The organism is Bradyrhizobium denitrificans (assembly GCF_013179005.1).
GTDB lineage: Bacteria > Pseudomonadota > Alphaproteobacteria > Rhizobiales > Xanthobacteraceae > Bradyrhizobium > Bradyrhizobium denitrificans.
Map to the genome: position 1 here is coordinate 79,448 of NZ_JABFDP010000015.1, position 11,844 is coordinate 91,291.

12 protein-coding genes are annotated in these 11,844 nt (G+C 66.3%); 7 read left to right on the plus strand and 5 right to left on the minus strand.

All coding sequences use genetic code 11. From position 1 onward, the window contains the following. Positions 1-61 precede the first annotated feature (61 nt). Positions 62-1,936 (plus strand): molecular chaperone HtpG, encoded by a 1,875-nt coding sequence (htpG, locus tag HL671_RS17935; protein ID WP_012041605.1) that lies wholly within the window; start codon positions 62-64, stop codon positions 1,934-1,936. A gap of 29 nt (positions 1,937-1,965) precedes the next feature. Here the strand turns inward: htpG and HL671_RS17940 are convergent, their stop codons facing one another. After that, positions 1,966-2,952: a Bug family tripartite tricarboxylate transporter substrate binding protein gene (locus HL671_RS17940; RefSeq protein WP_012041606.1), complete on the minus strand. Its 987-nt coding sequence runs from the start codon at positions 2,950-2,952 to the stop codon at positions 1,966-1,968. 235 nt (positions 2,953-3,187) lie between these two features. Here HL671_RS17940 and HL671_RS17945 point away from each other — a divergent pair, with 235 nt between their 5' ends. Further along, entirely contained in the window at positions 3,188-5,482 is a 2,295-nt protein-coding gene (locus tag HL671_RS17945) for a heavy metal translocating P-type ATPase (RefSeq protein WP_012041607.1), read from the plus strand. 1 nt (position 5,483) lies between these two features. Here the strand turns inward: HL671_RS17945 and HL671_RS17950 are convergent, their stop codons facing one another. Then, the gene (locus HL671_RS17950) at positions 5,484-5,873 is read right to left on the minus strand and encodes a hypothetical protein (protein WP_172237197.1); all 390 of its coding nucleotides are present in this window, start codon (positions 5,871-5,873) and stop codon (positions 5,484-5,486) included. A 149-nt stretch (positions 5,874-6,022) separates the two neighbouring features. Here HL671_RS17950 and HL671_RS17955 point away from each other — a divergent pair, with 149 nt between their 5' ends. Further along, positions 6,023-6,739, plus strand: a complete 717-nt coding sequence (locus HL671_RS17955) for an MgtC/SapB family protein (RefSeq protein WP_172237199.1) — start codon at positions 6,023-6,025, stop codon at positions 6,737-6,739. Between the two features lie 176 nt (positions 6,740-6,915). Here the strand turns inward: HL671_RS17955 and HL671_RS17960 are convergent, their stop codons facing one another. Next, the gene (locus HL671_RS17960) at positions 6,916-7,719 is read right to left on the minus strand and encodes an RMD1 family protein (RefSeq protein WP_012041610.1); all 804 of its coding nucleotides are present in this window, start codon (positions 7,717-7,719) and stop codon (positions 6,916-6,918) included. A 148-nt stretch (positions 7,720-7,867) separates the two neighbouring features. On the opposite strand from HL671_RS17960, the gene HL671_RS17965 reads away from it, so the two are divergent. Then, a complete protein-coding gene (locus HL671_RS17965) occupies positions 7,868-9,019 on the plus strand; it encodes a DUF3095 domain-containing protein (RefSeq protein ID WP_172237201.1) in 1,152 nt (383 codons plus the stop codon). Between the two features lie 106 nt (positions 9,020-9,125). Here the strand turns inward: HL671_RS17965 and HL671_RS17970 are convergent, their stop codons facing one another. Together HL671_RS17970 and HL671_RS17975 are read right to left on the minus strand one after the other, a co-directional pair. After that, complete coding sequence (locus HL671_RS17970) at positions 9,126-9,560, minus strand: DUF2147 domain-containing protein (protein ID WP_041750385.1); 435 nt, start codon at positions 9,558-9,560, stop codon at positions 9,126-9,128. 157 nt (positions 9,561-9,717) lie between these two features. After that, on the minus strand, positions 9,718-10,251 hold the full coding sequence (locus HL671_RS17975) for a GNAT family N-acetyltransferase (RefSeq protein WP_172237203.1): 534 nt from the start codon (positions 10,249-10,251) through the stop codon (positions 9,718-9,720). 105 nt (positions 10,252-10,356) lie between these two features. Here HL671_RS17975 and HL671_RS17980 point away from each other — a divergent pair, with 105 nt between their 5' ends. From HL671_RS17980 to HL671_RS17990, 3 genes are all read left to right on the plus strand, one after another. Beyond that, a complete protein-coding gene (locus HL671_RS17980; RefSeq protein WP_012041614.1) occupies positions 10,357-10,956 on the plus strand; it encodes a superoxide dismutase in 600 nt (199 codons plus the stop codon). A 195-nt stretch (positions 10,957-11,151) separates the two neighbouring features. Beyond that, positions 11,152-11,538: a fluoride efflux transporter CrcB gene (crcB, locus tag HL671_RS17985; protein WP_172237205.1), complete on the plus strand. Its 387-nt coding sequence runs from the start codon at positions 11,152-11,154 to the stop codon at positions 11,536-11,538. Between the two features lie 66 nt (positions 11,539-11,604). Continuing rightward, complete coding sequence (locus HL671_RS17990; RefSeq protein ID WP_012041616.1) at positions 11,605-11,844, plus strand: hypothetical protein; 240 nt, start codon at positions 11,605-11,607, stop codon at positions 11,842-11,844.

Consider the following 11,844-nt stretch of genomic DNA (forward strand, 5'->3'; position numbering starts at 1 on the left):
CGCGGCCGCGCTATATCGACGGTCTCTCCCCACCATTGATCGCATGGGCCAACGCACGACGATGACCGACACCGCCACCGTTAGCCATTCCTTCCAGGCCGAAGTCTCCGAGCTGCTCCATCTCATGGTGCACTCGGTCTACTCCGAGACCGACATTTTCCTGCGCGAGCTGATCTCGAACGCCTCCGACGCGTGTGACAAGCTCCGCTACGAGGCGATCGCCAAGCCGGAGCTGATCGGCGAGGGCGAGGCACCGCAGATCCGGGTGATCCCCAGCAAGGCCGCGAGCACGCTGACCATTGCCGACAGCGGCATCGGCATGGACCGCCAGGAGCTGATCGACCATCTCGGCACCATCGCCCGCTCCGGCACCAAGGCCTTCGTGCAGCGACTGTCGGAGGCCAAGGACGGCAGCGGCCTGATCGGCCAGTTCGGCGTCGGCTTCTACTCCGCTTTCATGGTCGCTGACCGCATCGTCGTGATCAGCCGCCGCGCTGGCGGCGACGAGGTCTGGACCTGGACCTCCTCCGGTGGCGCCGGATTCGAGGTCGCCCCGGCCTCGGAGGAGGACGCCAAGCGGGTGACGCGCGGCACCGAGATCGTGCTCCACCTGAAGGACGACGCCAAGAAATATCTCGAAACCTACGAGATCGAGCGCATCGTCACCGCCTATTCCGACAATATCCAGTTCCCGATCATGCTGGTGCCGGAGGAGGGCGAGCCGCGCCAGATCAATTCGGCCAGCGCACTGTGGCAGCGCTCCAAATCCGAGCTGACGCCGGAAGACTACACCAAGGCCTACAAGTCGATCGCCCATGCGTTCGACGAGCCGGCGATGACGCTGCATTATCGCGCGGAGGGCCGTTACTCCTACGCCGTTCTGCTGTTCGCGCCGTCGACTAAGCCGTTCGACCTGTTCGAGCCGGCGCGCAAGGGCAAGGTCAAGCTCTATGTCCGCCGTGTCTTCATCACCGACGACGCCGATCTGCTGCCGGCCTATCTGCGCTTCGTGCGCGGCGTGATCGACAGCGAGGACCTGCCGCTCAACATCTCGCGCGAGATGCTGCAGAACAATCCGCAGCTGGCGCAGATCCGCAAGGCCGTGACCACGCGCGTGATCAGCGAGCTGGAGCAGCTCGCCGAAAAGGATGCGGCCAACTTCGACAAGATCTGGGATTCCTTTGGCGCCGTCATCAAGGAGGGCCTGTACGAGGATTTCGAGCGGCGTGACAAGCTGCTGGCTCTGGCGCGCTTCACCACGACGTCGGGCGAGAAGCGCTCGCTGAAGCAATATGTCGAGGGGCTGAAGGAGAACCAGACCGAGATCTACTTCCTGGTCGGTGACAGCATCGAGCGCTTGAAGTCCAATCCGCGGCTCGAGGCGGCCAAGGCGCGCGGCGTCGAGGTGCTGCTCCTGACCGATCCGGTCGATGCGTTCTGGACCTCGGCGCGGCTCGAATTCGACGGCAAGCCGCTGAAGTCGCTGAGCCAGGGCGACATCAATTTCGATCCGATCCCGCTGAGCGAGGAGCAGAAGGCCGAGGACGAGGCGAAGCCGGCGGCCGACGAGGCCGACACGATCGCGCTGATCAAGGCGAGCCTCGGCGATCACGTCACCGACGTGAAGGTCTCGACCCGTCTCACCACCAGCGCCTCTTGTCTCGTCGCCGGCAGCCATGGTCCGGACCGCGAGCTGGAGCGGATCCTGTCGCAGCAGGCGCGCGGCGCGCGCAGCAAGCCGATCCTGGAGATCAATCTGCGCCACCCGCTGGTCGTGGCCATCGCCAAGGCGGCGGCCGACAAGGCCAAGGTCGACGACCTGTCGTTCCTGCTGCTGGAGCAGGCCCAGATCCTCGACGGCGAATTACCGGAGGATCCGGCCGCGTTCGCGGCGCGGCTCAACCGGCTGGTGCTGCAGGGCGTCGCCGCGGCGTAGCGCCGGGCAGGGCGGATGCGGGCGCGAGGTCAGTTCTTCGCGCTCGCCTGCACCACCTTGCGCCAGTGCATGATCTCGGCGCGGTAGGTCGCGGCATAGATGCCGGGATCGCCGCTGATCGGGGTGGCGCCGATCTCGGCGAATTGCCGGATGATGGCGGGATCGGTCAGCGCGGCGTTGATTTCGCGGTTGAGTAGGTCAACGATGGGCTTTGGCGTGCCGCGCGGCGCCGCCACGCCGTAGAAGCCGGAGGTCTCGAACGCCGGCAGCACCTCGGCAACGGCCGGCAGTTCCGGGAAGGCCTGGGAACGCTCGCGGGTCGAGACGGCGAGCGCCCGGACCTTGCCGCTGCGCAGCAGCTCGAGGGCGGAGGCGGTGTTGTCGAACATCGCGTGGATATGGCCGGAGGCGAGATCGGTCAGGGCCGGGCCCGAGCCGCGATAATCGACGATCGACCAGGTGATGCCGCCGAGGGTGCGAAACAGCTCCGCCGACGCGAACTGCACCGTGCCCGGACCGGCCGAGCCGACGCTGAGCTTGCCCGGGTTGGCCCGGGCATGGGCCAAGAAGTCGGCCAGCGTCTTCACCTGCAGCTCCTTGTTGACCAGGAGCAGCAGCGGCATCCGCGCCATCCCGGCGACCGGGATGATGTCGCCGGTGCCGTCGGGGCCCGGCGGGACCGCGCGGGCGGCGTTGATGATGTTGGCGGTCGAGGTCGCCAGCAGCGTATAGCCATCCGGTGCGGCGTTCGCGACGCTGCGCGTTGCCAGATTGCCGCCGCCGCCCGGGCGGTGGTCGAGCACGAAGGGCTGGCCCAGCCGCAGCGACAACTGCTCGCAGACCAGGAGCGACAACCGGCCGGTCGCGCCGCCCGGGGCGAACGGAATCACCCAGGTCACCGGCTTTGTCGGGTACGGGGCGTCGGCCGCGCCGAACGCCGGTGAGATGGCCGCAACGCCGCTCCAGGCGGCGCAACTGAGCAGGGCACGTCGTGTGATCGTCGTGTCGTTGGGCATGCCGGCCTTCATCTGGGCATGTTCTGGGAGAGTGAGCCTAACCGGTATTTGCCTCCACTTCGTAAAGGAACGCATGGGCATCAATCACGATCGGCTTTCGGCAGGTTAACCGTCCCGGCCGGCCTGTCGTCGGCGCGGGCCTGGCCAGGCCGTCGGAGGCCGCCGGTTGATTTCGCTCAAGCGCGAAGCCGACCGCAGCAGCAATAGTGGCGGCGCAATCCGGAACCGGCATCCTATGTTCGAGCGCATCCTGCGGTGGACCCTTGTCGCAATCGCCGTCGGCGGCCTCGCTGCGGGCGGGCTCGCGCATCTGGCCGGCCGGGCCGACCTCGCCGGCATCGCGTTCACGGCCTCCACCGTCCCCGTCATCGCCGGGCTCGTCGTCTCGATCGTCCGCGACGTCATGGCCGGACGGGTCGGGGTCGATGCCATCGCGCTGGTGTCGATGAGCGCGGCCATTGTGCTCGGCGAGCCGCTGGCCGGGGCCGTGGTGGCGCTGATGTATTCCGGCGGCAACGTGCTCGAGGACATCGCGGTCGCGCGCGCCGAGCACGACCTGCGGGCGTTGGTCGACCGTGCCCCGCGCGAGGCCCATTGCCGTCGCGGCGAGGAAATCGAGAATATTCCGGTCGGCAGCGTCGTCGTCGGCGACCGGCTGATGGTTCGTGCGGGCGAGATCGTCCCGGTCGATGGCGTCGTGGAAACGAGCAGCGCGGTGGTCGATGAATCGGCGCTGACGGGCGAGCCGATCCCGGTCACCAAGACGCGCGGCATGGCCATCCTGTCGGGATCGCTGAATGCCGGCGAGACATTCGAGCTGTCGGCCACGGCGACCGCGGGCGAGAGCACCTATGCGGGTATCGTCAAGCTGGTGACAGCGGCGCAGACCGCGAAGACGCCGTTCGTGCGGCTGGCCGACCGCTATGCGCTGATTTTCCTGCCGGTGAGCCTCGCGATCGCGGCCGCCGCTTACTTCACCTCGGGCGACATGATCCGAAGCCTCGCCGTCCTGGTGGCCGCGACCCCGTGTCCGCTGATTTTGGCCGCGCCCGTGGCCTTCATCGCCGGTGTCGCGCAGGCGGCGCGCAGCGGCATTCTGGTGAAGGGCGGCGGCAAGCTGGAGGCGCTGGCGCGCGCCCACACGGTGCTGTTCGACAAGACCGGCACGCTGACGGTCGGCGGCGCGCGACTGCTGTCGGTGGAAGCGGCACCGGGGGAGGACGCCGATGACGTCCTCTTGCTCGGCGCCTCGCTGGAGCAGGCGTCGCACCACGTCGTCGCCCACGCGATCGTGCAGGCCGGCCGCGACCGCGGGCTGAAGCTGAAGGTGCCGGAGGCGGTCCGCGAGACCATGGGCGCCGGACTCGAAGGGGTGATCAATGGCCGCCGCATCAGCGCCGGCTCGCGTGATCTCGTGCTGGGCACTCAGACGCCGCCGCCCTGGGCGGCCCGCGCCATGCGTCGCGCCTCCTGGCGCTCGGCGCTGATCGTGTTCGTTGCGGTCGAGGGCCGGCCGATCGGGGCATTGCTGCTGGCCGACGAGTTGCGTGCGGATACGCCACGCGCCATCCGCTGGCTGCGCGAGGCCGGTATCGCGCGCATGGTGATGGTCACCGGCGATCGCGCCGCTGCCGCCCAGGCGATCGGCGCGGCGCTCGACATCGATGCGGTGCTGGCGGATCGCGTTCCGTCGGACAAGGTCGATGCGGTCAAGAGCGAGCAGCGGCTGCATCCGACCATCATGGTCGGCGATGGCATCAACGACGCTCCAGCACTGGCCTCCGCCGATGTCGGCATCGCGCTCGGCGCGCGCGGGGCCAGCGCGTCGTCGGAGGCGGCCGACGTCGTCATCCTCGCGGACCGGCTCGACCGCGTCGGCGAAGCGATCGTGATCGCCCAGCGCGCCCGGCGGATTGCGCTGGAGAGCATCGTCGTGGGCATGGCGCTGTCGTTCATCGCCATGGGCGCCGCCGCCTTCGGCCTGCTGCAGCCGGTGCCTGCGGCGCTGGTGCAGGAGGCGATCGACATTGCCGTCATCCTCAACGCCTTGCGCGCTTTGCTCCCGGCCGGCCGGGGCCGGGCCGGCCGCATCAGCGCCGAAGACGGTCGCGGATTGCGCCATGATCACAAGGCGCTGCTGCGCGGGCTCGACCGCTTGCGTGCGATCGTGGACGCACTCGACGAGGCGACGCCGGAACAGGCCGTCAGCCTGATCGGACAGGCCAACGCCGTGGTCCAGGACCAGGTCGTCGCGCATGAGCGGGACGATGAAGGCTCGGTCTATCCCCGGCTCGCGCGGCTGCTGCAGGACAGCCACGGCCTGTCGGCGATGAGCCGCGCCCATCGCGAGATCCTGCACCTCGCGCGGCTGCTCGGCCGCCTTGCCGAGGATCTGCCCTCCGAGCATGTCGACCGCTATCTGATCCGCGACGCCCAGCGCGTGATCGAGGCGATCGAGACCTTGGTGCGGATGCACACGGCGCAGGAGGATGACATCTACGAAGCCGTCGCGGCACGCTCGGCCGCGTGACTCATCCGGGATGTTTTGGCAGGTCGATCCGCTCGCCGGCAAACTCTGCCGGCCCCTCGATCAGCCGGCGTATCCGCCGCTCGCGCTCGTCGGCCGGCAGGCTGGGGTCGAGCATCTGGTCGATCAGCCGGATCGCATTCTGCTCGATCGCCAGCGGATCTTGCACCTTGGTCTCCGACATGGCTGTCGGTCGGGATGCATGCAGCCCGATCGTCACCAGTTGGCTGATGGCATCGGAGCGCGTGGTCTGGTGCGTCTCGGCCCAGGCATCGATGTCTGCGGTGAGCTCTTGAGAGAGCCTGACCGCGCTCACCGCATCATGTCCCAGCCGGACGGCGGGACTGTGATCCCTTCGCGTGTCGGACAATGGCGTCATCTGCCTGTTGATCATATCAGCCTAAATTACACTGGAGGGAATGGGATTTGATTTCGATCAAGGACGGCCTAAGAAAACGGCCTCGCCGCGGCGGTCCGGCCGCGATCCCGCGTTGCCGTCCTTCGGCAGCCTCTCGAGCGTGACACAAACACAACCGGTTGCCCATGCGATTCCTGAACACCTTTCAGCTCTATGATTTCTTCGACACGCTCGTGAGCCTCTTCACCGCCTTCGTGCTGGGCACGCTGATCGGTGCCGAGCGGCAATTTCGGCAGCGGAGCGCGGGCCTGCGCACCAACGTGCTGGTCGCGGTCGGAGCGGCCGCCTTCGTCGATCTCGGCAACCGGCTGACCGGCGCGGACGGCGCGGTCCGGATCATTGCCTATGTGGTGTCGGGCATCGGCTTTCTCGGCGCCGGCACCATCATGAAGGAGGGCTTGAATGTCCGCGGCTTGAACACCGCGGCGACCTTGTGGGCATCTGCTGCGGTGGGCGCCTGTGCCGGCGCGGATCTGGTCGCGCAGTCGGTGGCGCTGACGCTGTTCGTGCTGGCAGGCAACACCCTGCTCAGGCCGCTGGTGAATGCCATCGACCGCATTCCGCTGAACGCGGCCACGTCCGAGGCCCAGTACGAGCTTGTCGTCACCACCGACATCCTGCATGTGGCGGAGCTGCGTGAGGCGCTCGACGAGCGGTTGGAAGCCGCCAAATATCCGGTGCGGGAGACCGAGGTCGCATACCGGTCCGACGACATCGTGGAGATCACCGCCACGCTGGTCCCGCTTGCCGCCGAGACGGCCGAACTCGACCGCGTGACGGCTGAGTTGTCGAGGCTGCCCGGCGTACGTCATGCGACCTGGAACGTCAGTGCGCTGGAGTGATGAGACGGCTGGCGGCAGGCCTGCTGCCTGGCCTGTTGCTCGGCCCTGTGCCAATGGCGACGGCGCGCCCTCGTCATCTTCTCCGCTCCCGATGCTCGTCACTGAGCATGATGGATTGTTCCATCCGCTGGGTGAACCCGAGCTGAATGCGCCGAGCCGCGACGGGCCGACGCTGATCAATGCCCGGAGCGGGCGAAGATCTCGTAGAAGCCGAGCACGATCTCGCAGGCGATCAGGATGACGACGATGATCTCGAGCCGCAGCGAGCGCTTGGTATCGATGATGTCGGCCAGCGCCGTCGCGGTCTCGGCGATCACGGCGAGCTTGCGGTTCAGCGTCTCCTCGCGCTCCTTCAGCTCATACTCGTCCTCGAGCCGCGCATAGAGCCGCTCGAGGTCGGGCCGGTCCCACAGCACGTCCGGCTTCTCGCCAACGGCCACGCGGCCGGACACGCGATGCTGCACCAGCAGCGCCGCACCGAGCAGCTTGAGCATGGCCACCCGGCTCTTTGACGTGCGCCCCAGTGCCGCGAGCTCGCGCGCAAAGGGTTCGATCGTATCGAACACGTTGGCGATCTCGCGCTCGCTGCGGCCGAGCACCACGCTTTTGGCAAGCGCATCGGCGACGATCAGGAGCCGTTCGAGCGACAATTCCTTGACCAGGATCGGCCCGCCGACCGGGATCGGCTCCTCGGATTCGCCCGCGACCTGGACCTTGGCGGTCTCTTCCTCGGGGGGAGCGATCGGTCCGAACAGGCGGCCGCTCAGCCGGTCGAGGAAGTTGAGTTCGTCGGCGACCGACAGGCCGATGAAGACGACAACGCCATAGCGGAAGACCACCGCGACTCCGGTCTCGCCGATGCGCACCGCCAGAGGCGTCGCCGACAGGACCTGGCCTTCGAAACCAGCGGTGTTGATGCGGTCCGCGATCTGCAGCGCGCGGGCGGCGAGTTGGGGGATGGCATGGGGATCGGCGATCATGGCGAGAGGCTAGCACGCCAATACCGACGGATCGATAACGCGGCGCAGCTTCGACGTTCCGCTCGCCCGCGCATCCGTCGTTGAACCCGCTTGACAGCGCCGGTCGTAGCTCCGCATTGAAGGCGCGATCCGGATGGATGACCCCTCGATGTCGCAAACCAGCACGGCGGACTACTACGCCTCGATCCCGGTGTTTCGCGGTTTTTCGCGGCTGATGGAGCCGCAACTCTACAAGCCGCTGCCCGACGACTGGATGATCGGCACAGCCGATATTGTCGACTCCACCAAGGCGATCGCCGAGGGGCGATACAAGGCCGTCAACATGGCGGGAGCGGCGGTCATCGCAGCCGTGACCAATGCGCTCGAAGGGCGTGAATTCCCGTTCGTGTTCGGAGGTGACGGTGCGAGCTTCGCGGTCGGGCCGGCCGACGTCACGGCGGCGCGCGAGGCGCTGGCCGCCACCGCCACCTGGGTCCGGGAAGATCTCGGCCTGTCGATGCGCATTGCCCTGGTTCCCGTGCGGGAGATTCGCGCACAGGGGAGCGACGTGTCCGTGGCGCGTTATGGACCGTCGGCCAATCTGTCCTACGCGATGTTCGCAGGGGGCGGGCTGGGCTGGGCGGAGGCGGCCATGAAGCGCGGCGCATTCGCCGTGACGCCGGCGCCCCCCGGCACCCAGCCTGATCTGTCGGGTTTGTCCTGCCGCTTCGAGCTGATGCCGTCGTCGCGGGGGCTGATTCTCTCTGTGCTGGTGCTGCCGGCCGCGGGGGCGGACACGCAAGCTTATCGTAAGGTTATCGAGGATATCATTGCGCTGACGGAACGCAGCCCTGATGCCGGGCGGCCCGTGCCCGCCGGTGGGCCGGTCCTGCAATGGCCGCCGCAGGGACTGGGCTACGAGGTGCGGGCGGCGCGCGGCGGACCGCTGTTCGCGCGCTGGGTGCGCGTGATCGGGCGCACGCTGTTCGTCTATGCCGTCATCCGTTTCGGAATCAGCATCGGTGGCTTTGTGCCGCGCCTCTACACCCAACAGGTGGTGGAGAATTCCGATTTTCGAAAATACGACGACGCGCTGCGGATGATCCTCGACTGCACGGAGGAGCTTGCGCAGGAGCTGGAGCGGCGCCTGAGCGACGCGGCGGCGCAAGGCATCGTCCGCTACGGTCTTCATCGGCAGGGCGCGGCGATGATGACCTGCTTCACGCCGTCGGCGATCCGCCCCGATCACGTCCACTTCATCGACGGCGCACAGGGCGGTTACGCGTCGGCGGCGACCGCGCTCAAGGCTGCGGTGGCCTGAGGCGGGGAGAGCATGATGCCGATTGCGCGGAAGCGCATTTTGCTCTCAGCCCGCAGTTTAAGCATCATCTCTCCGGAACCGGTTTCCACCTTTCCGGATCATGCATCTAGCGCGCGCGGGTCCAGGTCTCGGCGCCACACAGCGCACCCACGCAGCCTTCGACCTTCAACGTCTCCGGCCCGGAGACCGAGATGTGACTGTTGTAGCTCTGGCCGTCATCGGCGTTGTAGATCCTGCCCGACCATTTGTTGGGCCCGTCCGGACGAATGCCCTCGAACAGCTGCAGGCCGATGATCGGCCGGTTGGCAAGCGCGCGATTCGGATTCTTGTTGTCGACGGCCGGCTTGCCGGTGTCGGTGTCCATCGGCTGCTTGAGCCAGATCACGGTCCCGCACAGCTCGGCGCCGCATTTCGTCACCTTGATCTTGGCGTCGCCTGCCTGCGTCAGCCAGGTGCCGGTCGGATCGTCCGCCGCCATGGCCGGCTGCGCGACTCCCAGCGCAACAAAGACAAGAGCTGTTAAACGCAGTTTGTAAGTCATCTGAACCCCCGATGAGACGGAATTCCTTAGCAGCAAACTTAGGCGATGCAATCGCCGGGAGCTTGTTGTCCAACGGCGCCTCATCACGATCGGGTGGGCGGCAGCGTGCCGTCTCAATCTCTTGTTCAAACGTCTCGGCGGCCGGTGCCCGTGGCTGTCACCACGGCAATCCCCGCAGGTCGAGCGTGCCGCGGGTTGGTGCGCTGCGCTTGATGTCGTGAACGAGCGCTGACAGCGCATCGAAGCGGACGCGACCGCGCTGCGGCTGCTCGACATACACGTCGCCCGTGAACGGCGTGAAGCCTCGCGACGCGTAGAACGGAATCCGATCTTCCGCGCAGAACAGGATGGCGAAATTGATGGAGTCCTCATGGCGGAAGGTCTGTATGGCGGCGTTCAGCGCCACGGTGGCCAACCCCTGATTGCGCCGGTCCGCGCGCGTCAACACGCCGCCGATGCCGCCGACATTGATCTTCTGTCCATTCCACGTCACGACGCGGCGATAGAGGCCGGCATGGCCGACGACCTCACCGGTCTCGTCCTGCACCAGAACGCGCAGGTCGGCATGCGCAAATGTGATACCGGCCCAGGGTAATCCGGCGACCACCTCGGGCGGCCAGATCGCATCATAAAGCGGTTTGACTTGCGGCCAGGCGGCGTCGCCATTCAATATGTCGATTTCGATGCTCATGAAAGCGGCTCGCTTTTTCCAAATTCACGGTGTTTTACGGCTTCGGAACCTTCTATAAGGAGGTCCCGTTAAATCCCGTCTTCCCACAAGTTGCGGAACCGACCCATGACATTTACGCTTCCCCCCCTGCCTTATGCCTATGAAGCCCTCGGCCCCTACATGTCCAAGGAGACGCTGGAGTACCACCACGACAAGCATCACCAAGCCTATGTGACCAACGGCAACAATGCGATCAAGGGGACTGAATTCGAAGGCAAGTCCCTCGAGGAGATCGTCAAGGGATCGTTCGGCAAGAACCCCGCGGTGTTCAACAATGCCGGCCAGCACTTCAATCACATTCACTTCTGGTCGTGGCTGAAGCCGAATGGTGGCGGAACCAAGCTGCCGGGCGCGCTGGAAAAGAAGATCGACGAGGATCTCGGCGGCTACGAGAAGTTCAAGGCGGACTTCATCGCTGCCGGCGTCGGCCAGTTCGGTTCGGGCTGGGCCTGGCTCTCGGTCAAGAACGGCAAGCTGGAAATCTCCAAGACCGCCAACGGCGAAAATCCGCTGGTCTATGGTGCGACCCCGATCCTCGGTGTCGACGTCTGGGAGCATTCCTATTACATCGACTACCGCAATCGCCGCCCCGACTACCTGAAGGCCTTCGTCGAGAATCTCATCAACTGGGAATATGTCGAAGAGCTCTACAGCAAGGCCGTTTGATCGATCGTGATCTGCGTGCGAGGGCGGCTGCTGCGGTGGCCGCCCTTTTTTGTGACTGACGTGACGGGCGCGTCTGTTTGTGACTGGCGCATTTGCGCGGGTGATGCCATGGAAAAGCCCGTGCGGCGAAAATTTTGCTCCAATGGCGGCGAGAGCAGGGCATCTCTTCTCTCGATGCGACGCAGGTAAGGTCTCGTGAATCAGCTGTTCGGATATGTCCTCGTTTTCTTCGGCGGTGGTTGTGGCGCCTCGCTGCGGCACGCGATCAACATGGCGAGCGCCAGGGCACTCGGTACCGATTTCCCCTATGGCACGTTCATCATCAACATCAGCGGCTCGATCGTGATGGGCCTGATCGCCGGCTATCTGACCTTCAAGGGCGGCGCGACCCAGCACTGGCGGCTGTTCCTGATGACCGGCATCCTCGGCGGCTACACAACCTTTTCGGCCTTCTCGCTCGACACCGCGCTGCTCTACGAGCGGGGCGCGCTGGGGCTGGCCGCGCTGTATGTCCTCGGATCGGTCGGCATCTCGATTGCCGGCCTGTTCGCCGGGTTGGCCCTGGTGCGCTACCTGACCTGATCGAGGGCACCGGCCAGCGCGGGCGCGATGGACAGTCATGATGTTATAATGTAACATTATGACGACATGACCCAGCCCGCCATCCATAGCCACGGCCATCCCGACCTGCCCGGCGCCCATCTGCATGGCGTCTCGGGACACGGCGCCTCGGGACACAGCCATGTGCACAGCCATGGCCCGGCCGCGCCGCACCCGGCGCAGCCTGCGGTCTGGTCGATCCTGCGCATGCCCGTGACCACCCGGTTTGGTGCCGCGCTGGCAGCCAGCGCCGTGCTGTGGGTGATCGTCTGGCTGGCGATGCGGTGA

Bases quoted from the DNA above. Each gene is read 5' to 3' on its own strand.
- htpG (WP_012041605.1), top strand. From the start codon at position 62: ATGACCGACACCGCCACCGTTAGCCATTCCTTCCAGGCCGAAGTCTCC.
- HL671_RS17940 (WP_012041606.1), bottom strand. From the start codon at position 2,952: ATGCCCAACGACACGACGATCACACGACGTGCCCTGCTCAGTTGCGCC.
- HL671_RS17945 (WP_012041607.1), top strand. From the start codon at position 3,188: ATGTTCGAGCGCATCCTGCGGTGGACCCTTGTCGCAATCGCCGTCGGC.
- HL671_RS17950 (WP_172237197.1), bottom strand. From the start codon at position 5,873: ATGATCAACAGGCAGATGACGCCATTGTCCGACACGCGAAGGGATCAC.
- HL671_RS17955 (WP_172237199.1), top strand. From the start codon at position 6,023: ATGCGATTCCTGAACACCTTTCAGCTCTATGATTTCTTCGACACGCTC.
- HL671_RS17960 (WP_012041610.1), bottom strand. From the start codon at position 7,719: ATGATCGCCGATCCCCATGCCATCCCCCAACTCGCCGCCCGCGCGCTG.
- HL671_RS17965 (WP_172237201.1), top strand. From the start codon at position 7,868: ATGTCGCAAACCAGCACGGCGGACTACTACGCCTCGATCCCGGTGTTT.
- HL671_RS17970 (WP_041750385.1), bottom strand. From the start codon at position 9,560: ATGACTTACAAACTGCGTTTAACAGCTCTTGTCTTTGTTGCGCTGGGA.
- HL671_RS17975 (WP_172237203.1), bottom strand. From the start codon at position 10,251: ATGAGCATCGAAATCGACATATTGAATGGCGACGCCGCCTGGCCGCAA.
- HL671_RS17980 (WP_012041614.1), top strand. From the start codon at position 10,357: ATGACATTTACGCTTCCCCCCCTGCCTTATGCCTATGAAGCCCTCGGC.
- HL671_RS17990 (WP_012041616.1), top strand. From the start codon at position 11,605: ATGACCCAGCCCGCCATCCATAGCCACGGCCATCCCGACCTGCCCGGC.